We start from the raw sequence: 21,191 nt of genomic DNA on the forward strand, positions 1-21,191 counted from the left end.
CCCGCTCAGCAGCCCACCGCCGCCAGCGCGCGCAGCGGCCCGACCGCGCGGATCGCCTCGATCTGCTCGCGATGGCGTGTGTACAGCGTGCCACCGAAGCACACCGCGCTCATCGAGATCCCCTCGAAGTGCTCCCGGCTGCGCGGAATCGCCAGCAGCCAGCCATCGCCCGCGAGCAGGTTGAAGGGTGGCAGCAGCCCGTCCTCCCCCACTCCCAGGCCGAGCTCGGCACACGCACGCTCGAAGCCGGCCTGCAGGCTGTCGGCCGCCGTCTCCACCGCCTCGCCGCGACCGCAGCGCACGCGCACGAAGCAATGCCGCATCGGCAGCGCCGGATGCGTCGCCATCCCCTGCTCCGCCAGCCCTGCGGGCAGCCCGGGCGCGAACAGCCGCAGGCTGGCGTTGCCGGCATCGTCGGGCATCCACTGCACGTGCTTGTGGCGCTGGCTCGCCCCCGCAGCGGTGCCGCCGTTGTAGAGCCCGATCCCGCCCGCCTCGCCCATCAGCTCGGCGAGCGCGGCAAAGTCGCTGCGCGCGAGCGGCCGCAGCTGCTCCTCGAACTCCCGCCGCGCCAGCACCAGGTGGCGCGCGCACAGGGGGAACTTGTTCAGGATCGCCACATGGGCATCACCCACCCGTCCGACGGTGAGCGCCGGGTCGGGATTCAGGAAAGGATTGAAGTTCGGATCGCGCGGCCCGCCGGGGATCGCCACCGTCCTGTCGTCCTTGGTCACCTTGTCATTGACCACCCCACCTTGCACGCCTTCGGCCTTGCCCGCCCTGTCGCCAGCGGCGTCGGCCTGCGCCGGCGCGGCGCTCCTGCTCGCATCCTTGGCCGCGAGCGAGGACACCCAGCGCACGATGAAGCGCATGCCCGCGTCTTCCATTTCGACCTGCTCGGCCTGCACCGGCACCAGCGCCCCCCGACGCCAGCGCCGCGTTGCTGCACGCATCGATCGCCTCGATCCAGTTGATGCTCATCCCTTCTCCTCCGGTGTGTTTTTGGGCAAATGCAGGATGGGCGATTGTAGGCCGGCAGCGAACCGAATGGCTCCTGGCCGGAAATGGCGAGGATGGCCGCAGGAGCCGCGACGACGCGGTCGGCCAGGCCACGGTGGATGCGGAGGTGGCGATCGCGACTCGCGTCGCTCCTACGGAAACCGGCACGGCTGCGGAAATGCACGAAGAGATCGTGCCCCGCCCCGGCCCCGCGGTCGGATCGAAGCCGCACCCAACCACGGCACCCCACCGCCTCCCTACCCCGCAGTCCGCGCACGGCGCGACCCCGCGCCCGCTTTGGAGCCCTACCCCGCGACACGGTACAATCCCCGGCTTTCCATACCGGATCAAGGCCGTAGCCCCCGATGCGGCGACGCAGCCCCCGGAACGATCAAGGATTCACATGAGCCTGAAATGCGGAATCGTCGGCCTGCCCAACGTCGGCAAGTCGACCCTCTTCAACGCGCTGACCAAGGCCGGCATCCAGGCCGAGAACTACCCCTTCTGCACCATCGAGCCCAACGTCGGCATCGTCGAGGTGCCGGATCCGCGCCTGGCCGCGCTGTCCGAGATCGTCAAGCCGCAGAAGATCCAGCCCGCCATCGTCGAGTTCGTCGACATCGCCGGCCTGGTTGCCGGCGCCTCCAAGGGAGAAGGCCTGGGCAACCAGTTCCTCGCCAACATCCGCGAGACCGACGCCATCGTGCACGTCGTGCGCTGCTTCGCGGACGACAACGTGATCCACGTCTCCGGCAGTGTCGACCCGATCCGCGACATCGAGGTCATCGACACCGAGCTCGCCCTCGCCGACATGGCCACCGTGGAGAAGGCGCTCAACCGCTACAAGCGCCCTGCCGCCTCGGGTGACAAGGAGGCCAAGATCCTCGTCGCCGTGCTCGAGAAGTGCTTCGCCCAGCTCGACCAGGGCAAGGCCGTGCGCGCGCTCGACCTGTCGAAGGAAGAATGGGCCAGCCTCAAGCCCTTCTGCCTGATCACCGCCAAGCCGGTGCTCTACGCCGCCAACGTCGCCGAGGACGGCTTCGAAAACAACCCGCACCTCGACGCCGTGCGCGCCCACGCCGCCGCCGAGGGCGCCGAAGTGGTCGCGCTGTGCGCCGCGATCGAGGCCGAGATCGCCGACCTCGAGGACGCCGACAAGAAGGAATTCCTCGAGACCATGGGCCTGGAAGAACCCGGCCTCGACCGCCTGATCCGCGCCGGCTACAAGCTGCTCGGCCTGCAGACCTACTTCACCGCCGGCGTCAAGGAAGTGCGCGCGTGGACCATCCACGTCGGCGACACCGCCCCGCAGGCCGCCGGCGTCATCCACACCGACTTCGAGCGCGGCTTCATCCGCGCCCAGACCATCGCCTACGACGACTTCATCCAGTACAAGGGTGAGGCCGGCGCCAAGGAAGCGGGCAAGATGCGCGCGGAAGGCAAGGAATACGTGGTCAAGGACGGCGACGTGCTGAACTTCCTGTTCAACGTCTGACCGGCGCCCCCTTCGGCGTCGAGGAAGTCGGCGGAGGCTGGCGGCTGTGCGCCCGCCGTCGGCGGCAGCGCAATGGTGACCGGCGCCACCATGCCGGCACGGATGAGCAAACTCGAACGCATGGGGGGCAGCGAAGGCGCCGCTCAGGGCAGCAGGTTCTTGTAGATGCGCCCGTTCTTCATGATGAGGACGAAGCTCGACTCGGGACGCTTGATGAGCGACAGGTCCGCCGTCGGGTCGCCATCGACCAGCAACAGGTCGGCGAGCGCGCCCTCGGCGACGACCCCGAGCGGCTTGCGATACGGGTTGCGCTCGCCGGTAAGCTCGAGCAGGGCGCCGTTGTTGCCGGTCGCGATCTGCAGCACCTCGCCGGGGGGATACCAGCGCTCGAGCGAGACCAGGCGTGCGTTCTGCACCTCTCCGTTGTCCCCCGAGAACAGGATGTCGGTGCCGAAGGCCACCTTCACCGCGTGCTTGCGCGCCAGTGCGTAGGCGCGATCGGTGCCGGCCGCCACCATCAGTTGCTTGACCCGGTTGGCCCCGGCCTGCGGGTTGGCGAGCTCGTTGTCGAGGAAGGGCTGGAGCGACCACCAGATCCCCTTCTGCGCCATCAGCCTGACCGTCTCCTCATCGACCAGCTGGCCGTGCTCCACCGCCTTGACCCCGGCCTCGATGGCGACCTGAACCGCACGGCTGGTGTAGGCGTGCACCGTAACGTAAGTGCCCCAGTTCTCTGCCGCAGCCACTGCGGCGCGGATCTCGTCCTGGGTGTATTGGGTGGCGTCGATCGGGTCGTAGATCGACGTCACCCCACCGCCAGCCATCAGCTTGATCTGCGTCGCGCCGAGCATCAGCTGTTCGCGGGTGCGCCGCAGCACCTCGTCGGCGCCATCGGCAATGGCGGCGGTGCGGGTAAGTTCGGTATGACTGAGACCCTGGCTGGCGGCGCGCGGCACCTCGTGCGGCAGACGGAAATCGCCATGGCCGCCGGTCTGCGAGATCATCGCGCCCGACGGGAAGATGCGCGGCCCGGGGAAACGCCCCTCCTCGATCGCACGCCGCAGGCCCTGCACCGGCCCGCCCATGTCGCGCACCGTGGTGAAGCCGCGCATGAGCGTCGCCTCGGCGACCTGCGCCGCACGCAGATTGGTATAGCCGACGTCGCTGGTCATCGCATCGACCAGCTTCTGGCCGATCAGCATCGAGTGCCAGTGCGCATCGATCAGGCCGGGCATCAGCGTGCGGCCCCCGCCGGCGACACGCGTCAGGTCGGCGTCCGCGGGCGGCGCGATCGGCGCCGCCGAGATGGTCTGGATGGTGTCGCCCACCACCAGCACGTTGACCGGCGAGCGGCCCCGCTCGCTGCTCCTGCCGTCGAAGACGAAGACATTCTCGAACAGGACGGCCTTGTCCGCCGCATGCGCCAGCGACAGCCACAGCGATGCGAGCACGACGACCCCGCAACCGAGACAGGTTTTCAGCCTCATCGGACGACCCCTCTGGACGTGATCGAAACAATCATCAGGATAGCAGTCCGGGCCGCCACCCCCGTCCTGGGGATAAAGCCAGGCCTTGGCTATCCCTGCAGCTCCGGAAACAGCACGTCCGTAAACCCGAAGCGGCGGAAATCCCGCACCCGCATCGGATACAGCACGCCGGCGAGGTGGTCGCACTCGTGCTGCACCACGCGCGCATGGAAGCCCTCGGCGAAGCGCTCGATCGGCTCGCCCGCGGGCGTGTAGCCGGTGTAGCGGATGCGCGTGGCGCGCGGCACCATGCCGCGCAGCCCGGGCACCGACAGGCAGCCCTCCCAGCCCTCCTCGCGCTCTTCCGTGAGCGGAACGATCACCGGGTTCAGCAGGATGGTGCGCGGCACCGGCGCGGCGTCCGGGTAGCGCTCGCTGCGCTCGAAGCCGAAGATCACCACCTGCAGGCCGACGCCGATCTGCGGCGCGGCCAGGCCCACACCGCCGTGCGCGGCCATGGTGTCGAACAGGTCCTCGATGAGCGCGGCGAGCGCAGGCGTGCCGAATTCGCCGACCGGCGCGGCCGGCTGCAGAAGGCGCGCATCACCCATGCGCAGAAGGGTACGGACAGCCATGGAATCTCTCTCCCCGATCGTTCAGCCGCGCCCGCCGAAGAGGCCGCGGATCCACGCCCAGCGGCTCACCACGAGGGCAAGGAAGATCAGCCCGCAGCCGGCGAGTTGCAGCGTGCTCATGGTCTCGGCGAACCACCACGCCGCGGCGAGCGCGGTCCACACCGGCTCGAGCATCATGATCAGCGCCGCGTGGCTGGGCGTGGTCAGGCTCTGGCCGTGGAGCTGGAGCAGGAAGCGCAGCGTGGTGGCGAGCAGCGCGCTCGCGAGCAGCCAGCCGAGCACCGGCGCGCTCCAGGCCTGCGGCCAGGTCTCGATCAGCAAGGCCGGCGGCAGCACCAGCACGCCGACGGCGAGCATCTGCACCACGCTGAGCGCGCGTACCGGCACGTTGCGTACGATGTGCGAGTTGACGTTGAACATGAGCGCGAACACCAGCGCCGCGCCGAGGAAGAACCACTGCCCGAGCTCGACCTCGAAGCCGCCGTCGAGCGACAGGCAGGCGAAGCCGGCGAGTGCGAGCGGCAGCGCGAACCAGGTGCTCGCCGGCGGACGATCGCCGAAGAACAGGCGCGCGAACACCGGCACCATGACGATGCCCATGCTGGAGATGAACGAGGCTTCGCCGAGGTGGCTGCTGTGCGACAGGCCGAGGATCCACAGCACCATGCCGCCGGCGAACAGCGCGCCGACGAGCAGGCTGTTGCGCAGTCCGCGCCGATCGAGCGCGCGCAGCTGCGGCAGCGAGAACAGTGCCAGCACCAGCCCGGCGATGGCGAAGCGCAGGCCGATGAAGATCAGCGGCGGCATGCCGGTGAGCGCCTCCTTGGAGAAGATCCAGCCCGCCGCGGCGATCAACGTGGTGAGCACGAGCAGGAGGTCGGCCTCGAGGCGGTGCGGCGGCGTACCGGCGGGAGCCTGTGCGCTCATCGGCTCTCCGTGTCGCGCCGGCCGCGGCGGAAGGTCCACAGGGCGTTGCCGGCGTAGTGCCACAGCAGCAGCAGCGCGGTCGTCAGCACCTGGGCGAGCAGGTAGTGCAGGCCGAGCAGCTCCATGAAGAAACTCATCAGCAGCGCCGTCCACGCCAGCCCGGCCAGCGCCACGGCGAAGAAGCGCGGCAGGGCCTGGGCGTGGCTGCGCGTGGACGCGAACACCAGCCGGCGCGCGAGGGCGTAGTTGACCAGCGCGCCGAGCATGAATCCGGCGATGGCCCCCGCCAGCGGCGGCGCATCCGCGCCCTCCACCAGCGCGAGCAACAGCGCGTAGTGGGCGAGCGTACCCACCGCCCCCACCGCGGCAAAGCGCAGGAAACGCGCGCATCCGCCGGACGGGCTCATCGGGGCCGCCGCTCCTCGCCAACCAGCGCGCGCCGATCCTTGACCACCGCCAGCACCAGCCCCGCACGCTCGACCTGCGCCACCACGCGGCCCCGCATGGCCTCGTCGCAACCCATGTGGGTGGGGGAGAGGTAGAAGTCCGCCCCCCACCAGTCGCGCGTCGCGCGCAACCCGGGCGCGAGCCACACCTGGGCTTGCAGCGGCTCGGCGCACACGGCCACGGAATAGTGTCGCCCTGCCCCCCCCTCGCGCGCGACCAGGGCGTTGAGGGCGTGCACCGCCTCGCGCAGGCTGCTCGCCCAGTAGTCCTGCTCCCAGCGCCCGACCGCCCCCTGCACGCCGCCCGCGAGGCGGTTGTAGGCGAGGTACTCGTAGGGATGCAGGCGGGCGAGCTGGCCGAGTTGGCCGAGGACCGCCAGGGCGCACGCGCCCAGCACGGCGCGGCGCAGCAGCGGCGGACGGACGCTCAGGCCGTGCCACGCGCGCACGAGCCCCATGCCCGCCAGCACCGCCAGTGGCGGCAGCACGAAGCTGAAATGGCGCAGCCCGTTGTACAGCGGCGGCGCCGCAAGCAGGGTGTAGACGAGCGGGAACAGCGCTGCCAGCACCACCGGCAGCCACGGCAGGGCCGCGCGCAGGGCCTGCTCGCCAGCGAGCGCCGGCACGGCGCGCACGCCGAGCAGCAGCGCGAGCGCGAGCCCGGCGAGGAAAAGCTCCGGCAGGCGCACCAGCAGGTAGGCCGCGAGGTAATGCCCCGGGACCTCGCCGACGTTCATCACGCGCCCGGCCAGCACGGTGTCGAGCTCGAAGCTGAAATGCGAGAACGCGCGCATCGCCGTGAGCACGTTACCCGGCTCCATCGCCGCCCACGGCCAGAACAGCGCGCCCAGCGCCAGCGCGATCGCCGCCGCCGGCAGCAGCGCCAGCACGCCGCGAAGCAGGAAACGCACCCGCCCGCCCGGCTGCAAGGCCGTCGCCGCGAGCACGCCGACGCCAAGGTAGAACACCGCGAACACCGCACCGATGCGCAGGCCGAAGGCGCAGCCGAGCGCCACACCCAGCCCCGCGAGCACGCGCCACGGCGGCGCGGGAAGCGTGTCGAGCACGCGCACGCTGAAGTACAGCGCCCACAGCATCGTAGTGGCGAAGGGGATGTCCTTGGTGTGGGTGAACATCGCGCCCGACCACGAGCCGGTGATCGACAACAGCACGAGCGCCGCCAGCCCCGCCCACTCGCCCGCGAGCCGGCGCGCGAGCAGCCAGGTGCCGGCCAGCCCGAGGAGACCGAAGACGGCCGAGATCAGGTGGCGCAGGTCCCACAGCGCCGGCCCTTCGGCCACCCCGGCGCGGTCGAAGGCCGCCGCGAGGAGGTCGAAGAAGCCCCCGTAAAGATAGAGGTTCTTGTATTCGAAGGCCTGGCGGTCGGCGAAGCTGGAGGCGTAGAAGTCGAGCAGCAGGCGGCCGTAGACATGCTGGACCTCCTCGTCGTTGCTGATGCCGTGCTGGTCGAAGGTGAGCAGCACGAACACCCCGGCCAGCGCCAGCACGGCGAGGGCGAGCCCGCGCGCGATCGCGCCATGCGCCCCGACGGATGCCGCCGCGGCCGGCGCACCCGCCGTCCCGCCTGGCGGGATCATCGATCGCGCTCCGGCCTGCGTTCGAAGCCGAGCCGTTCCGACACCAGGAACAGCGGCCGGCCCTTGACCTCGGTGAAGATGCGCCCCACGTACTCGCCGAGCACCCCCAGGCTGATGAGCTGGATGCCGGACATGAACAGCCCCGACACCATCAGCGACACGTAGCCGGGCAGGTCGATGCCGAACAGCATCGTGCGCAGCACGAGGAAAAGTCCGTACAAGCCCGAGAGCCCCGCCATCATCAGGCCGATCACCGACCAGACCCGCAGCGGCAGGGTGCTGAAGGCGGACAGGCCGTCGATCGCATAGCGCAGCAGGCGCAGCATCGACCACCCGGAGACGCCGCCGGCGCGCTGCGCGGGCTCGAACTCGACCACCTCCTGGCGGAAGCCCACCCAGCTCGTGATCCCCTTCATGAAGCGGGTGCGCTCGGGCAGGCTGTTGATCGCGTCGACCACCGCGCGGTCGAAGACGCGGAAGTCGCCCCCGCCCTCGGCGAGCTCGACCTCGGAGACCTTGCTGAAGAAGGCGTAGAAGCCGCGAGTCAGCTTGCGCCGCAGCCAGGGATCGGTGACGCGCGAGCGCCGCACTGCGGTGACCATCATCGCCCCGCCACGCCAGCGCGCGAGCATCTCGGGGATCAGCTCGGGCGGATGCTGCAGGTCGCCGTCCATCAGCACGATCACGTCGCCCCCAGCCGCCTGCAGCCCGGCGGCCATCGCCGCCTCCTTGCCGAAGTTGCGCGCGAAGCGGATCGCCTTGAGGTGGGGGTCACCCGCGCACAGGGCGGCCACGCGGGCATAGGTGTCGTCGCGGCTGCCGTCATCGACGCAGACGATCTCCCAGTCGGACAGCTCCAGCGCCGCAAGCACCTGCGACAGGCGCCGATGCAGCGCCTCCACCGTTTCGCCCTCGTTGTAGAGCGGGACCACGACCGAGAGTCGGGGGTGTGCCGAGGAGGCGGGCGGCACATGGGGGTGGGCATCGAGCGAGTCGGAGTGCGACACGATGGAACAACCGGCGAGTGGGCTCCGCAGCCGGAGCGAAGGCGTCCACGATAAACCATTCGCGCCCTGCCCGGCGCGCCCGGAGCACGGCTGGCTCGCAGGGACGGGCACCGCCGCACGGACTGCACCGCGGGAGGACCGGGTGCGGGATACTGCGGGCTTTCCGCCCGCAGCGCCGATCACATGCAAGCCCCCTCCCGCCCTGCCGCTCCAGGCACCCGTCCGATCGTGGTGTGCGCCGACGACTACGGCCTCGCCCCCGGTGTCAGCGAAGCCATCGCCGCGCTCGTCGAGACCGGCCGGCTGTCGGCCACGAGCTGCATGAGCGCGCTGCCCGACTGGCGCCGCGCCGCGCCGCCGTTGCGCGCACTGATGACACGCGCGCCGGCCGACGTCGGCCTGCACCTGACCCTGACCGACCAGCCTCCGCTCAGCGCCGCGGCACGGCGGGCCTGGGGCGAGCGCCTGCCGCCGCTCGGCCGCCTGCTCGCCGCCGCCCTCGCCCGCCGCCTGCCGGCGGACGCCGTGGCGGACGAGATCCGCGCCCAGTTCGACGCCTTCGAGGACGCCTGGGGCGACGCACCCGACCATGTGGACGGCCACCAGCACGTGCATGTGCTGCCTGGCGTGCGCGAAGCGCTGATCGCCGAGCTGCTGCGCCGCCACCCGCGCGGCCGCGTGTGGGTGCGCGACTGCGTCGAGCCGCCGCTGCGCTGCCTGCGACGCCGCGAGGCGGTGGACAAGGCCTGGTTCATCTCCGCCCTCGGGCGCGGGCTCCACCGCCGCCTGCGCGAGGCCGGCCTGCCCTGCAACGCGGGCTTCAGCGGCCTGCATGATTTTTCCACGGAGCGCCCGTTCGCGCCGAAGATGCGCCGCTTCCTCGCCGCCACCGGCCCGCGCCCGCTGGTGCACGTACACCCCGGCCGGGTGGACGCCGCGCTGCGCGCCTGCGATCCGCTCACCACCCCGCGCGAGGCCGAGCTCGCCTACCTCGCCTCCACCGAGTACCTCGCCGACCTCGCCGCCGCCGGCCTGCATCCTGCGCGCTTCGCGGCGTTCGATGCACTCGATGGCGGGACGACCACTCCGCCCCCCTGACGCAATCCACCGCAGCCGGGGCTTAGGCTCCGGATACCGCGCCGCAGCCACCCTTGGCGCGAGACGCCGCCGAACGGGTCGGCGGCCTCGAATGTCGGTCCCGCGAATCTGGCCGCCGCGCGTTGCACAAGCGCCCGCCCGGTCGATACGATCCTCGCCATGCAGCAGCCCCTCCCTTCCCCCTGCCCCGGTACAGGCCACCCCGCCGCCCCCTGCGTCGGTCGCTACGTCGGCCGCTTCGCCCCCTCGCCCAGCGGCGCGCTGCACTTCGGCTCGCTGGTCGCCGCGGTCGGCAGCATCCTGGATGCGCGCGCCCACGGCGGACGCTGGCTGCTGCGGATCGAGGATGTCGATACCCCGCGCACGGTCCCCGGCGCTGCCGAGGGCATCCTCGCCACGCTGGAACGCTTCGGCTTCGAATGGGACGGCGCGGTCGTGCGCCAGAGCGAACGCGGCGACGCCTACGCGGCCGCGCTCGCGCGCCTGTGCGCCGCCGGCCTCGCCTATCCCTGCGCCTGCACCCGACGCGAACTCGCCGACCAGCCGCTCGCGCGCGACGGCTCGCGCCGCTACCCGGGCACCTGCCGCGGCGGCCTGCCGCCGGGGCGCGCGGGCCGCGCCTGGCGCGTGCGTGCGGAAGGGGTGGTGCGTTTTTGCGACGCGGTACAGGGCGAGCAGGAGATCGACCTCGCCGCCGACGCCGGCGACTACGTGGTCAAGCGCGCCGACGGGCTCTTCGCCTATCAGCTCGCCGTGGTGGTGGACGACGCCGAGGCGGGCGTGACCCACGTCGTGCGCGGCGCCGACCTGCTCGATTCGACCGCGCGTCAGATCCACCTGCTCGGCCTCCTCGGCCAGCCGGTGCCCGCCTACGCCCACCTGCCGCTGGCCACCAACGCCGCGGGCGAGAAGCTCTCCAAGCAGACCCTGGCGCGCGCGATCGACGCGCATCCGCCGCAGGTCGCCCTGATGGCCGCGCTGCGCTTTCTCGGCCACAATCCACCCGACATGCTCGCCACCGCGCCGCTTGCCGAAACGTGGGCGTGGGCGCGGGCCCACTGGTCGCTCGCCGCCGTGCCGCGCCGCCGCCAGGCGGTGGCCGACGGCTTCTCCTGAGGAAACCCCATGCATCCGAACGACATCAGCACGCAACCCGAGGCCATCCGCGGCCTGCTGCAGCAGGCGCGCACGATCGCCGTGGTCGGCATCTCGGCCAAGCCGGATCGCCCCAGTCACGAGGTCGCGCACTACCTGCAGCGCGCCGGTTACACCATCGTCCCGGTCAACCCGGCCTACGGGGAGGTGCTTGGTCAGAAGTGCTATCCCAGCCTGCACGAGGTGCCGGGCAAGATCGACATCGTCGACGTGTTCCGCAAGCCGGCAGACGTGATGGCGGTGGTGGACGAGGCCATCGCCGTGGGCGCCGGCAGCGTGTGGCTGCAGCTCGGGGTGATCGCGCCCGCAGCCGCGGACAAGGCTGCCGCTGCCGGATTGAAAGTGGTGAGCGACCGCTGCACCAAGATCGAGCACCGCCGCCTGATCGGCTGAAGCCGCGCACTCCGCGCCCGGCATTCGTGCCGGCGTCGTCGCGAGCTCAGTGCGCGCCGCCGTAGCCGGCGATGCCGATCGCCAGGCGCACGAGCTGGTAGGCGAGCCAGCTCAGCCCGCGGCGCAGCAAGGGCAGGCGCCGCCAGTCCGAACGCCGGAGTTCACGCGCGCCGGCGCACAGCGCCGTCTCCAGGCTCGCGCGCAGTTCCGCCGCGAAACCGCGATCGTCCACGAAGACGTTGGCCTCGCGCGCAAGCAGCAGGCTGAAGGCGTCGATGTTGCTCGAACCGACGGTGGCCCACTGGTGGTCGATGACCGCCACCTTGGCGTGCAGATGGCTGCGGTGGTATTCGAACAGGCGGATGCCGGCGTCGAGGAAGATCGGATACAGCGCGCGCGTCGCATACACCTGCATCGGGTGATCGGACACGCCCTGCAGCAGCAGGGTCACCCGCACGCCGCGCCGCGCAGAGTCGATCAGCGCCTGGCGGAAGCGCCGCCCCGGGAAGAAGTACGCATTGGCGAGCACGATCTCCTCGCGCGCGCCGGCAATCGCATCGAGATAGGCCTCCTCGATCGCATGGCGGTGGCGCAGGTTGTCGCGCACGACGAAAGCGGCGCGGATCGAGCCCGCCGCGTCGGTCAGCGGCGGCGCCAGCAGCGGCTGGGCGGCGCGCCTGCGAAAGCTCGCCCAGGCCACCAGCCGCCACAGGCGCTGCGCCGAGGCCACCACCGGCGCGAGCACCGGCCCCTCGACGCGCACCGCGTAGTCGTAGCGCGGGTGCGGCAGCGCGCCCGCATCGAAGTCGTCCACCACGTTGATGCCACCGACGAAGGCCACGCGGCCGTCGATCGCCACCACCTTGCGGTGCAGCCGGCGCAGGCGATGGCGGCGCAGCGACAGGGTACGCAGCTCGCGGCGGTAGATCAGCACCTGCACGCCGGCCTCGCGCAGGCGCGGCATCAGCCGCGAGACGAAGCTGCGCCCGCCGAAGCCGTCCACCATCACCCGCACCGCGACCCCGCGGCCCGCCGCGCGTGCGAGTGCAGCGGCGATGCGCGCGCCGGTACCGTCGTCCTCGAAGATGTAGCTCTGCAGGAAGATCTCGCGCTCGGCACGGTCGATCTCGGCTTCCAGCGCCGGGAAGTACTGCTCGCCGTTCTCCAGCAACGCGACCGCGTTGCCCGCGAGGAACTGCATCAGCCCACCGGCTCCAGGTCGGCGGTCAGTGCCGCATGGTCGGAGATGCGCGCCCACGGCGCGCCGTAATGCACCTGCGCCTGGCGCACGCGGAAGCCGCGCACGTAGATGCGGTCGAGGCGGAAAAAGGGCAGCGTGCTCGGGTAGCTGCGCGCCGGTCGCCCGCGTCCGCTGCCGAAGGCCTCGGCAAGCCCGAGCCGGCGCCCGAGCAGGTCGTCGGCGCGGTTGCGCCAGTCGTTGAAGTCGCCGGCGATGATCAGCGGCGCGTTGCCCGGGGCGAGCTCTTCCATGCGCTCGGCGAGCGCCTCCATCTGGCGCCGCCGGCTGCCCGCCATCAGGCCCAGATGCACGCACACGCAATGCACCGGCACGTCGAACTCGGGCAGCTGCACCTCGCAGTGAAGCAGGCCGCGGCGCTCGAAGCGATGGTCAGAGACGTCCTGGTTGGCAGTGCTGAGGATGAGGTGGCGACTCAGGATCGCGTTGCCGTGGTGGCCATGGTCGTAGATCGCGTTGCCGCCATAGGCGATCTGCTGCCAGGCGTCCTCGGCGAGGAACTCGTGCTGCGGCAGCGCGGGCCAGTCGGGGTGGCGTGCCGGATGGCCCAGGTGCAGGCCCTGCACCTCCTGCAGAAAGACGAGGTCGGCATCCAGGCTGCGCAGGCGGTCGCGCAGCTCATGCACCACCATGCGGCGGTTGAACTGCGAGAAACCCTTGTGGATGTTGTAGGAGCAGATACGCAGGGGCATGAGCGGAGGCGACTCCGGCCGGGGTGAAGACCACGCGACATCATATGCGGGCGGGAAGCGGATGTTAAAGCCTCCGGCGCACGATCGACGGCACGGATTCGTCGGCCGCCCGCCCCGGCTCGCCACCGTTCGCCGAGGCTTTCACCGCCTTTCTCATCCGCCCACACCCGCGGCGCAGGCCCACGACGGCAGCGGCTGCAGCCGCTGCTGCAACGCATCCATGAAGACGCGCACCTTGGATACCCCCACCCTGCCCGGTGTGTAGCAGGCGTACAGGTCGCGGCCGGCGTCGAACGCGGGCTCCCAGCCGTCGAGCACGGTGCGCAGGCTGCCGGCCTGCAGCGCCGGCTCGCACAGGTAGGCGGGCAGGATGGCGATGCCGTGGCCGGCGAGGACCGTGTCGAGCGTGCAATCGAGGCTGTCGAAACGGACGCGGCTGCGCACCGCAACGCGGGCCGGCGCGCCAGCCGCGGCGACCAATCCCCAGGGGGCGGCGCCGATCGCGGGGTGGCCGATGCACGCATGCTGCGCCAGCTCGGCCGGCTCGCGCGGGCTGCCGTGGCGCTCGACATAGGCGCTCGCCGCGCAGAGCACCCAGCGCAGGCGCAGCAGGTGGCGCGCGACCGCATCCTCCGGCGGCCGCGCGGTCATGCGCAGCGCGAGGTCGATGCGGTCGTCCACCAGGTCGACCAGGCGGTCGGTGAGCACCAGCTCGATCTCCAGCCCGGGGTTCGCCGCCGTGACGACGGGCAGCAGGGGCGCGACGAAGTGACGCCCGAAGGCGAGCGTCGCGCTCACCCGCAGCGTGCCGCTCGGGCGCTCGCCGAGGTTGCGCACCGCGATCTCGCTGCTGTCCACGGCCTCCAGTGCGCGCGCCGCGTGGCGCAGGAACACCTCCCCGGCGGGGGTGAGGACGAGCCGCCGGGTGGAGCGCTCGAAGAGGGCGGCGCCGAGGCGGCGTTCGAGCTCGGCGACCTGCTTGCTGACCTGGGCGCGCGTGCAGCCGAGCGTGCGCGCCGCAGCCGCCATGCTGCCGCCCTCGACCACGCGGACGAAGCTCTCCCAGGCCGGTAACCAGCTCATGTCAATGATCCGTTGACGCAACGAACAAGATTATCGGCTTATCCGGAAGCAATAAGAAGACTATCCTCATCAACGTTTTCCATTGCGAATCTTCATGAAGGAGCCCCAGATGAGCGCACTGCGTCCCGAAGTCAGCATCCACACCCTGAACGAGGCCGGCGGCGAGTACCTGCCCGGCTACCTCGGCATCGAGATGCTGGCGCTCGACGAGCGCCGGCTGAACAGCCGGATGCCGGTAAAGAAGCTGCACGCGGCACCGAACGAGTTCCTCCACGCCGCAAGCGTCGTCGCGCTGGCCGACACCACCTGCGGCTACGCGACCATCGCCCACCTGCCCGCGGGCGCGGACTCCTTCACCACCATCGAGCTCAAGAGCAACCACCTGGGGACGGTGCGCGAGGGCGCGATCGCATGCAGCGCGACCGCCCAGCACCTCGGACGCACCACCCAGGTGTGGGACGCGACCGTCACCGACGAGGCCAGCGGACGGGTGATCGCGCTCTTCCGCTGCACGCAGATGGTCCTCTGGCCGCGCGGCTGAGACGACTTCGGCGCCCGGTGGACGCAACGGGGGCGCCCCCCTCGCGGGAGACGCCCCCGATTCTTGCGAGCGCGGATCGCGTGTTCAGGACACCGCGAGCATGCGGTCGAGCGCGATGCGCGCGAGCTCGGCCTCGTGCGCGGGCACCTTGATCTGATTCACCACCTTGCCCTCGGCGAGGTTCTCCAGCGTCCACGCCAGGTGTTGCGGGTCGATGCGCTGCATGGTCGAGCACATGCACACCGTGGGCGCCATGAACTGCACCACCTTGCCCTGCGGCTTCATCTCCTCGGCGAGGCGGCTCACCAGGTTGAGCTCGGTGCCCACCAGCCAGTGCGTGCCGGGCGGCGCCTGGGTGATGGTGTTGAGGATGAACTCGGTGGAGCCGACGTAATCGGACTTCTGGCACACCTCGAGCATGCTCTCGGGGTGGGAAATGACGAAGCCGTGCGGGTGCTTCTCGCGCCAGCGGTCGATGTGCACCGGCTGGAACATCTGGTGCACCGAACAGTGCCCCTTCCACAGCAGGATCTTCGCCTTGCGGATCTGCTCGGGGGTGAGGCCGCCGTACTCGAGGTCGGGGTCCCACACCACCATCTCGTCGAGCGGGATGCCCTTCTTGAAGCCGGTCCAGCGCCCGAGGTGCTGGTCGGGGAAGAACAGCACCTTCTCGCGCTTGGAGAAGGCCCAGTCGAGGATGACCGGCGCGTTGGTCGAGGTGCACACGATGCCGCCGTGCTCGCCGCAGAAGGCCTTGAGGTCGGCCGCCGAGTTGATGTAGGTGACCGGGGTGATGAGCTCGTCGGGCTTTCCGAGCACCTCGGCGAGCTCGCGCCAGCAGCGCTCGACCTTGGCCAGGCTCGCCATGTCGGCCATCGAGCAGCCGGCGGCGAGGTCGGGCAGGATGGCGATCTGGCTGGGCTTGGAAAGGATGTCGGCGACCTCGGCCATGAAGTGCACGCCGCAGAACACGATGTACTCGGCATCGGTCTGCGAGGCCAGGCGCGCGAGCTTGAGCGAGTCGCCGGTGAGGTCGGCGTGCTGGTACACGTCGGCGCGCTGGTAGTGGTGGCAGAGCAGCACCGCCCGCTCGCCGAGGCGTGCGCGGGCGGCGCGGATGCGCTCCTGCGCCTCGTTGTCGGCGAGCACGTTGAAGCGGTCGAAGCTGATGGTGGAGACTTGCATTGTTTCGGGTTCCGGATCCGTTGGGAGGGGGCAATCCCGGGGTTGCGGGCGTCGGACCCCGCATGCCGCCGCGGGTTCGACCGCGGCGGGCGGGGCCGGGTAAGGATTTGTTGCCGCTCAGCCCTGGTACCAGGGCAGGCCGGCGAGGCGCCAGCCGCCAATGCGGTTGCGCTGGTTGTTGGCGTCCTTGTCGCCTTCGAAGCCTTCGAGCACGTTGTAGCAGTTGGCGTAGCCGTTGGCGCCGGCGAGCCGCGCGGCGGAGTCCGAGCGCACGGCGGAACGGCACAGGAACAGCACCAGCGCCTCGGGGTCGACCTGGTGCTTCAACTGGGCGAGGAAGTTGGGGTTCTCCTGCATCGAGGGATAGCTCTTCCACTCGATCTCGATCGCGCCGGGCACGCGCCCCACCCAGTCGAGCTCGGCGCGCGTGCGCACATCGACCAGCTTGGCACCGGGGGCGAGCTGCATCACCTGCCAGGTTTCGGCGGGGGTGAGCGCGCCCTGGTAGGGCAGCCCGAGGCTTTCGGCGCGCTCGTGGGCGAGCGTCAACAGTTCCGACAGGGTTCCCATGCGAACATCCGTCTAAAATGAGGGCGGTCGAAGTATAGCGCGTCCGCCGCGCCCCCCTCATGCACTCCCGCCAAGCCTCCTCCCCGGTTGCGCGTCCCTCTGCGGGCGCGGACGACCTCGCCCGCAGCCGTGGCATCCAGCGTGCCACCCTGGTGGCCATCGTGACCAACACGGTGCTCACCATCGGCCAGGTCGTCATCGGCCTATTCGCCGGCGCGTTCAGCCTGGTGGCCGACGCCGCCCACACCCTCTCCGACCTCATCACCGACCTGCTGGTGCTGCTCGCCGGCCGCCACAGCGCCGATCCGGCCGACACCAACCATCCATACGGACACGGCCGCATCGAGACCGTCACCACGCTGGTGCTCGGCTCCGTCCTGGCGGCGGTGGGCGTCGGCTTCCTGTGGAGTTCGGGGATCCGCCTGCAGAACATCGGGGCCTTGCCGGTACTGCATCCGGCGGCCCTGGGAATGGCACTGCTGACCCTCGCCGCGAAGGAAGGCCTGTTCCGCTTCTCGCTCGCCGCCGCACGCCGCCTCAACGCGCCGATGCTCGAGGCCAACGCCTGGCATGCACGCTCGGACGCGGCGTCCTCGCTGGTCGTGGCCGCCGGCATCGGCGGCAGCCTTGCCGGCTACCCCTTCCTGGAGCCGCTCGCCGCGGCGGTGGTCGGCTTCCTGATCCTGCACATGGGCATCCGCCTGGCGTTGAAGTCGGTGCGCGAACTGATCGACACCGGCCTGCCGGAGGAGGAGCTCGAGCGCCTGCGCACGACGATCCGCGAGACGCCGGGCGTGATCGGCCTGCACGAAATGCGTACCCGGCGGATGGCCGACCGCGTGCTGTGCGACGCCCACGTCCAGGTCGATCCACGGCTGACCGTCTCCGAGGGGCACCGCGTGTCCGACGCGGTGTACCTGCGCGTGCGCGCCGCCCACCCCGAGGTGCGCGACGTGCTGGTGCATATCGACCCCGAGGACGATGGCGAGCTGCAGGCGGTGCCGCCCGGCCCCCTGCCCGAGCGCGACGAAATCCTCGCGCACATGCGCAAGCTCCTCGGCCCCGGCTTCGCCGACCCTCGGCGGGTGCAGATCCACTACCTCGGCCAGCGCGTGGAAGTGGAAATCATCCTGCCCTCCCTCCCCGATGCGGACGCGCTCGATGCACTGCGATCGCACCGCCAGACTTGGCTCGCGGAACATCCGCACTACCGCAACATCCGCGTCTTCGTGGAGCTCGCACCATAGTAGTGCATTCAGGGAGCACATCCGCACCATTGAAGTGCATCCGCACCGGGCCGAGGCACCGATTTCGGGCTCGCAGCCTTGTGGCACAATGCCCTGCGCGCTGACATAGGGCTGGCACGCTAAGTGCTTAGCCCTGCTCACACGAATCCGGCGCATCGACCCCAGGCCGCTGCACCACCCGCTCAACGCAACAACGCCTCATCTCACCAGGAGTCAAAATGAACGCCCAAGACGTCATGAAGATGATCCAGGAAAACGAAGTGCGCTTCGTGGACCTGCGCTTCACGGATATTCGCGGCAAGGAGCATCACGTCGGCCTGCCGGTGTCGGCCTTCGAGGAAGAGCACTTCGAGCACGGCCACCCCTTCGACGGATCCTCGCTGGCCGGCTGGAAGGGCATCCAGGCCTCGGACATGATCCTCATGCCGGAGCCGTCAACCGCATACATCGACCCCTTCTTCGACGAGACCACGCTGGTCATCACCTGCGACGTCATCGAGCCCTCCGACGGCAAGGGCTACGACCGCGACCCGCGCTCGATCGCCAAGCGCGCCGAGGCCTACCTGAAGAGCACCGGCATCGGCGACACCGCCTTCTTCGGCCCCGAGCCCGAGTTCTTCATCTTCGACTCGGTCGAGTGGTCGGTCGACATGTCGGGCGTGTATAGCAAGATCATCTCGGAAGAGGCCGCCTGGTCGACCGCGGACAAGTTCGAAGGCGGCAACACCGGCCACCGTCCGCGCGTCAAGGGCGGCTACTTCCCGGTTCCGCCGGTCGACAGCCTCAACGACGTGCGCGCCGCCATGGTGCTCGCGCTCGAGGCCTGCGGCGTGCCGGTCGAGGTGCACCACCACGAAGTGGCCAACGCCGGCCAGTGCGAGATCGGCACCAAGTTCAGCACGCTGACCCAGCGCGCCGACTGGACCCAGGTGCTCAAGTACATCGTGCACAACGTCGCCCACCAGTACGGCAAGACCGCCACCTTCATGCCCAAGCCCATCGTCGGCGACAACGGCTCCGGCATGCACGTGCACCAGTCGATCTGGAAGGACGGCAAGAACCTGTTCGCGGGCAACGGCTACGCCGGCCTGTCCGAGACCGCGCTGTACTACATCGGCGGCATCATCAAGCACGCCCGCGCGCTCAACGCGATCACCAACCCGGGCACCAACTCGTACAAGCGCCTGGTGCCGCACTACGAGGCCCCGACCAAGCTCGCCTACTCGGCGCGCAACCGCTCGGCCTCGATCCGCATCCCCTACGTCGCCAACCCGAAGGGCCGCCGCATCGAGTCGCGCTTCCCGGATCCCCTGGCCAACCCGTACATGTGCTTCGCCGCGCTGATGATGGCGGGCCTGGACGGCATCCAGAACAAGATCCACCCGGGCGACCCGGCCGACAAGAACCTGTACGACCTGCCGCCGGAAGAGGACGCGCTGATCCCGACCGTGTGCACCAGCCTCGAGCAGGCGCTGGAGTACCTGGACAAGGATCGCGAGTTCCTGACCCGCGGCGGCGTGTTCTCGAACGACTTCATCGACGCCTACATCGCGCTCAAGATGGAAGAGGTCGATCGCATGCGCATCACCACCCACCCGGTGGAATTCGACATGTACTACAGCCTGTAAGCCGGGAAATCCTGCGCAGGACGGAAGGGACGGGCGTTGCCCGTCCCTTTTTTCTGGGGTCTAATCGGGCCTGACCCGCAAGGATGACGGCATTGCAGCCCGTTACTGCCGTCCCCGCGCCCCTCCGGACCTGCGCATGCGACCGTATCGAATCCTCCCGCTGCTCCTGCTCGCCGGCCTTGCCGCGCCGGCCCATGCCGAAATCTACAAGTGCACCGATGCCGACGGCAGGGTGACCTACACCAACGATCGCGCACTCGCGCGCGGTTGCGTGCGCCTGCAGTCCGACCAGCCGGTGTCCTCGGTGCCCGCCCCCGTGCGCCGTCCCGCCGCTCCGGCGGCACGCGAGACGCCCACGGGCGGCGACTTCCCGCGCGTGAGCCCCAACGAGCAGCGCGGCCGTGACGACGCCCGCCGCCAGGTGCTGCAGGAAGAACTGCGCACCGAGGAGCAGAAGCTGGCCGAGGCCGAGAAGGCGCTCGCCGAGCAGGAATCCATCCGTCTCGGCGACGAGCGCAACTACCAGAAGGTGCTCGACCGCGTGCGACCCTTCAAGGACCGCGTCGAATTGCACAAGCGCAATGTCGATGCACTGCGCCGGGAGATCTCCGGCCTGCGATGACCCGGACCTGGCGCGCTTCTTGCATGTCCTCGACCGAACAACAGGACGCGCCCATGCCATCGCACCCCACCCACGCCGCCAGCAGCCCCAGCAGCCCGTTCGCCGGACTCGACCTGCTGTCTTCGGCGGTCGTGCTCGTCGACGCCGGGCTGGTGATCCGCTACCTCAACGCGGGCGCGGAGAACCTGTTCGCGATCAGCCGGCGCAAGCTGCTCGGCCAACCGCTCGAACGCCTGCTCGGCAGCCCGCCCGGCCTGGCCGCGGCGCTCGACAACGCGCTGCGCACCAACTGGAGCTACACCGGCCAGGACATCAGCGTGCAGCGCGGCGACGCCGAGCCGCTGCGGCTCGACTGCACGGTGACGCCGGTCGACACCGCAAGCGTGCGCCTGCTGCTCGAATTCCGCCCGATCGACGCGCAGCTGCGCGTCGCGCGCGAGGAGCAGCTGCTGCACCAGCAGCAGGCCAACCGCGAGCTCATCCGCAACCTCGCGCACGAGATCAAGAACCCGCTCGGCGGCATCCGCGGCTCGGCCCAGCTGCTGCAGCACGAGCTCGACGACCCGCAGCTGCGCGAATTCACCGACGTCATCATCGCCGAGGCCGACCGCCTGCAGGACCTGATGAACCGCCTGCTGAGTTCGCATTGCATGATGCGCCCGGCCTCGATCAACCTCCACGACGTGCTCGAACGCGTGCGCCGCCTGATCCTCGCCGAGTTTCCTTCGATCGGCATCGTCCCCGACTACGACCTCAGCCTGCCCGAGCTCACCGCCGATCGCGAGCAGCTCATCCAGGCCGTGCTCAACATCGTGCGCAACGCCGCACAGGCGCTGGGCGGCCACGGCGAGATCCTGCTGCGCACCCGCATCGCGCGCCAGGTCACGCTCGCCAAGCGCCGTCACAAACTGGCACTCAAATTGCAAGTAATCGACGACGGCCCCGGCATCCCCGAGGAGATCCGCGATCGCATCTTCTATCCGCTGGTTTCGGGGCGGGAGGGCGGCAGTGGTCTGGGCCTGTCGCTCGCACAGAGCTTCATCGAGCAACACCAGGGCATGATCGAGGTGGATAGCCGTCCCGGGCGCACCTGCTTCACGATCCTGCTGCCGATTACCGAGCGTGCCTGAGCGCGCACCAGAATAG

General features: G+C 70.2%; 20 protein-coding genes and 1 pseudogene. 9 read left to right on the forward strand and 12 right to left on the reverse strand.

Translation table 11 applies throughout. The features are described from left to right. Window positions 1-5: 5 nt before the first annotated feature. A pseudogene (locus TMZ1T_RS17570) lies at window positions 6-981 on the reverse strand (ATP adenylyltransferase family protein). A gap of 421 nt (window positions 982-1,402) precedes the next feature. On the opposite strand from TMZ1T_RS17570, the gene ychF reads away from it, so the two are divergent. Next, a complete protein-coding gene (gene ychF / locus TMZ1T_RS17575) occupies window positions 1,403-2,494 on the forward strand; it encodes a redox-regulated ATPase YchF (RefSeq protein ID WP_004308362.1) in 1,092 nt (363 codons plus the stop codon). Window positions 2,495-2,637: 143 nt separating this feature from the next. On the opposite strand, the gene TMZ1T_RS17580 is transcribed toward ychF, so the two are convergent. From TMZ1T_RS17580 to TMZ1T_RS17605, 6 genes are all read right to left on the reverse strand, one after another. Beyond that, window positions 2,638-3,981: a metal-dependent hydrolase family protein gene (locus TMZ1T_RS17580; protein WP_004308363.1), complete on the reverse strand. Its 1,344-nt coding sequence runs from the start codon at window positions 3,979-3,981 to the stop codon at window positions 2,638-2,640. An 89-nt stretch (window positions 3,982-4,070) separates the two neighbouring features. Beyond that, window positions 4,071-4,595, reverse strand: coding sequence for a peptide deformylase (gene def, locus TMZ1T_RS17585; RefSeq protein ID WP_012586046.1), 525 nt, complete (start codon window positions 4,593-4,595; stop codon window positions 4,071-4,073). Between the two features lie 21 nt (window positions 4,596-4,616). Next, window positions 4,617-5,522 carry a DMT family transporter gene (locus TMZ1T_RS17590; RefSeq protein WP_004308366.1) on the reverse strand — a complete coding sequence of 302 codons (906 nt, stop codon included), beginning with the start codon at window positions 5,520-5,522 and terminating at the stop codon, window positions 4,617-4,619. Further along, a complete protein-coding gene (locus TMZ1T_RS17595) occupies window positions 5,519-5,929 on the reverse strand; it encodes a GtrA family protein (RefSeq protein ID WP_004308368.1) in 411 nt (136 codons plus the stop codon). The genes TMZ1T_RS17590 and TMZ1T_RS17595 overlap by 4 nt, the downstream gene beginning before the upstream one ends. Further along, a complete protein-coding gene (locus TMZ1T_RS17600; RefSeq protein ID WP_004308371.1) occupies window positions 5,926-7,566 on the reverse strand; it encodes a glycosyltransferase family 39 protein in 1,641 nt (546 codons plus the stop codon). Before TMZ1T_RS17600 ends, TMZ1T_RS17595 begins: the two co-directional genes overlap by 4 nt. Further along, window positions 7,563-8,573, reverse strand: a complete 1,011-nt coding sequence (locus TMZ1T_RS17605) for a glycosyltransferase family 2 protein (protein ID WP_012586047.1) — start codon at window positions 8,571-8,573, stop codon at window positions 7,563-7,565. The genes TMZ1T_RS17600 and TMZ1T_RS17605 overlap by 4 nt, the downstream gene beginning before the upstream one ends. A gap of 183 nt (window positions 8,574-8,756) precedes the next feature. Between TMZ1T_RS17605 and TMZ1T_RS17610 the strand changes: the two genes are divergently transcribed. The 3 genes from TMZ1T_RS17610 (at window position 8,757) to TMZ1T_RS17620 (ending at window position 11,219) form a co-directional block, all read left to right on the forward strand. Further along, on the forward strand, window positions 8,757-9,671 hold the full coding sequence (locus TMZ1T_RS17610) for a ChbG/HpnK family deacetylase (RefSeq protein ID WP_012586048.1): 915 nt from the start codon (window positions 8,757-8,759) through the stop codon (window positions 9,669-9,671). 159 nt (window positions 9,672-9,830) lie between these two features. Next, window positions 9,831-10,787, forward strand: coding sequence for a tRNA glutamyl-Q(34) synthetase GluQRS (gene gluQRS / locus TMZ1T_RS17615; protein WP_012586049.1), 957 nt, complete (start codon window positions 9,831-9,833; stop codon window positions 10,785-10,787). 9 nt (window positions 10,788-10,796) lie between these two features. After that, entirely contained in the window at window positions 10,797-11,219 is a 423-nt protein-coding gene (locus TMZ1T_RS17620) for a CoA-binding protein (protein ID WP_004314432.1), read from the forward strand. A 46-nt stretch (window positions 11,220-11,265) separates the two neighbouring features. On the opposite strand, the gene clsB is transcribed toward TMZ1T_RS17620, so the two are convergent. The 3 genes from clsB to TMZ1T_RS17635 all read right to left on the reverse strand — a co-directional run bounded on the left by clsB (window position 11,266) and on the right by TMZ1T_RS17635 (window position 14,252). Continuing rightward, a complete protein-coding gene (gene clsB, locus TMZ1T_RS17625) occupies window positions 11,266-12,420 on the reverse strand; it encodes a cardiolipin synthase ClsB (RefSeq protein WP_004314433.1) in 1,155 nt (384 codons plus the stop codon). Next, window positions 12,420-13,169 carry an endonuclease/exonuclease/phosphatase family protein gene (locus TMZ1T_RS17630; protein WP_004314434.1) on the reverse strand — a complete coding sequence of 250 codons (750 nt, stop codon included), beginning with the start codon at window positions 13,167-13,169 and terminating at the stop codon, window positions 12,420-12,422. Before TMZ1T_RS17630 ends, clsB begins: the two co-directional genes overlap by 1 nt. 153 nt (window positions 13,170-13,322) lie before the next feature. Further along, window positions 13,323-14,252 carry a LysR family transcriptional regulator gene (locus TMZ1T_RS17635; protein WP_004314436.1) on the reverse strand — a complete coding sequence of 310 codons (930 nt, stop codon included), beginning with the start codon at window positions 14,250-14,252 and terminating at the stop codon, window positions 13,323-13,325. A gap of 109 nt (window positions 14,253-14,361) precedes the next feature. On the opposite strand from TMZ1T_RS17635, the gene TMZ1T_RS17640 reads away from it, so the two are divergent. Continuing rightward, the gene (locus TMZ1T_RS17640) at window positions 14,362-14,793 is read left to right on the forward strand and encodes a PaaI family thioesterase (protein WP_004314437.1); all 432 of its coding nucleotides are present in this window, start codon (window positions 14,362-14,364) and stop codon (window positions 14,791-14,793) included. Window positions 14,794-14,877: 84 nt separating this feature from the next. On the opposite strand, the gene nadA is transcribed toward TMZ1T_RS17640, so the two are convergent. Both nadA and TMZ1T_RS17650 read right to left on the reverse strand, forming a co-directional pair. Then, window positions 14,878-15,978 (reverse strand): quinolinate synthase NadA, encoded by a 1,101-nt coding sequence (nadA, locus tag TMZ1T_RS17645; RefSeq protein WP_004314439.1) that lies wholly within the window; start codon window positions 15,976-15,978, stop codon window positions 14,878-14,880. A 117-nt stretch (window positions 15,979-16,095) separates the two neighbouring features. Next, window positions 16,096-16,548, reverse strand: coding sequence for a rhodanese-like domain-containing protein (locus TMZ1T_RS17650; protein WP_004314441.1), 453 nt, complete (start codon window positions 16,546-16,548; stop codon window positions 16,096-16,098). Window positions 16,549-16,607: 59 nt separating this feature from the next. Here TMZ1T_RS17650 and TMZ1T_RS17655 point away from each other — a divergent pair, with 59 nt between their 5' ends. The 4 genes from TMZ1T_RS17655 to glnL all read left to right on the forward strand — a co-directional run bounded on the left by TMZ1T_RS17655 (window position 16,608) and on the right by glnL (window position 21,175). Then, window positions 16,608-17,795: a cation diffusion facilitator family transporter gene (locus TMZ1T_RS17655; RefSeq protein WP_012586050.1), complete on the forward strand. Its 1,188-nt coding sequence runs from the start codon at window positions 16,608-16,610 to the stop codon at window positions 17,793-17,795. Window positions 17,796-18,013: 218 nt separating this feature from the next. Beyond that, a complete protein-coding gene (gene glnA / locus TMZ1T_RS17660) occupies window positions 18,014-19,423 on the forward strand; it encodes a type I glutamate--ammonia ligase (protein ID WP_004314445.1) in 1,410 nt (469 codons plus the stop codon). 136 nt (window positions 19,424-19,559) lie between these two features. Next, window positions 19,560-20,045: a DUF4124 domain-containing protein gene (locus tag TMZ1T_RS17665; RefSeq protein WP_004314447.1), complete on the forward strand. Its 486-nt coding sequence runs from the start codon at window positions 19,560-19,562 to the stop codon at window positions 20,043-20,045. Window positions 20,046-20,098: 53 nt separating this feature from the next. Continuing rightward, window positions 20,099-21,175 carry a nitrogen regulation protein NR(II) gene (glnL, locus tag TMZ1T_RS17670; protein ID WP_004314448.1) on the forward strand — a complete coding sequence of 359 codons (1,077 nt, stop codon included), beginning with the start codon at window positions 20,099-20,101 and terminating at the stop codon, window positions 21,173-21,175. Window positions 21,176-21,191: the final 16 nt, after the last annotated feature.

The sequence above is a fragment of the Thauera aminoaromatica genome, from assembly GCF_000021765.1.
GTDB classification, from domain to species: domain Bacteria; phylum Pseudomonadota; class Gammaproteobacteria; order Burkholderiales; family Rhodocyclaceae; genus Thauera; species Thauera aminoaromatica.

Coding starts and splice junctions, on each gene's coding strand:
- ychF (WP_004308362.1), top strand. CDS start 1,403: ATGAGCCTGAAATGCGGAATCGTCGGCCTGCCCAACGTCGGCAAGTCG.
- TMZ1T_RS17580 (WP_004308363.1), bottom strand. CDS start 3,981: ATGAGGCTGAAAACCTGTCTCGGTTGCGGGGTCGTCGTGCTCGCATCG.
- def (WP_012586046.1), bottom strand. CDS start 4,595: ATGGCTGTCCGTACCCTTCTGCGCATGGGTGATGCGCGCCTTCTGCAG.
- TMZ1T_RS17590 (WP_004308366.1), bottom strand. CDS start 5,522: ATGAGCGCACAGGCTCCCGCCGGTACGCCGCCGCACCGCCTCGAGGCC.
- TMZ1T_RS17595 (WP_004308368.1), bottom strand. CDS start 5,929: ATGAGCCCGTCCGGCGGATGCGCGCGTTTCCTGCGCTTTGCCGCGGTG.
- TMZ1T_RS17600 (WP_004308371.1), bottom strand. CDS start 7,566: ATGATCCCGCCAGGCGGGACGGCGGGTGCGCCGGCCGCGGCGGCATCC.
- TMZ1T_RS17610 (WP_012586048.1), top strand. CDS start 8,757: ATGCAAGCCCCCTCCCGCCCTGCCGCTCCAGGCACCCGTCCGATCGTG.
- gluQRS (WP_012586049.1), top strand. CDS start 9,831: ATGCAGCAGCCCCTCCCTTCCCCCTGCCCCGGTACAGGCCACCCCGCC.
- TMZ1T_RS17620 (WP_004314432.1), top strand. CDS start 10,797: ATGCATCCGAACGACATCAGCACGCAACCCGAGGCCATCCGCGGCCTG.
- clsB (WP_004314433.1), bottom strand. CDS start 12,420: ATGCAGTTCCTCGCGGGCAACGCGGTCGCGTTGCTGGAGAACGGCGAG.
- TMZ1T_RS17630 (WP_004314434.1), bottom strand. CDS start 13,169: ATGCCCCTGCGTATCTGCTCCTACAACATCCACAAGGGTTTCTCGCAG.
- TMZ1T_RS17635 (WP_004314436.1), bottom strand. CDS start 14,252: ATGAGCTGGTTACCGGCCTGGGAGAGCTTCGTCCGCGTGGTCGAGGGC.
- TMZ1T_RS17640 (WP_004314437.1), top strand. CDS start 14,362: ATGAGCGCACTGCGTCCCGAAGTCAGCATCCACACCCTGAACGAGGCC.
- nadA (WP_004314439.1), bottom strand. CDS start 15,978: ATGCAAGTCTCCACCATCAGCTTCGACCGCTTCAACGTGCTCGCCGAC.
- TMZ1T_RS17650 (WP_004314441.1), bottom strand. CDS start 16,548: ATGGGAACCCTGTCGGAACTGTTGACGCTCGCCCACGAGCGCGCCGAA.
- TMZ1T_RS17655 (WP_012586050.1), top strand. CDS start 16,608: ATGCACTCCCGCCAAGCCTCCTCCCCGGTTGCGCGTCCCTCTGCGGGC.
- glnA (WP_004314445.1), top strand. CDS start 18,014: ATGAACGCCCAAGACGTCATGAAGATGATCCAGGAAAACGAAGTGCGC.
- TMZ1T_RS17665 (WP_004314447.1), top strand. CDS start 19,560: ATGCGACCGTATCGAATCCTCCCGCTGCTCCTGCTCGCCGGCCTTGCC.
- glnL (WP_004314448.1), top strand. CDS start 20,099: ATGCCATCGCACCCCACCCACGCCGCCAGCAGCCCCAGCAGCCCGTTC.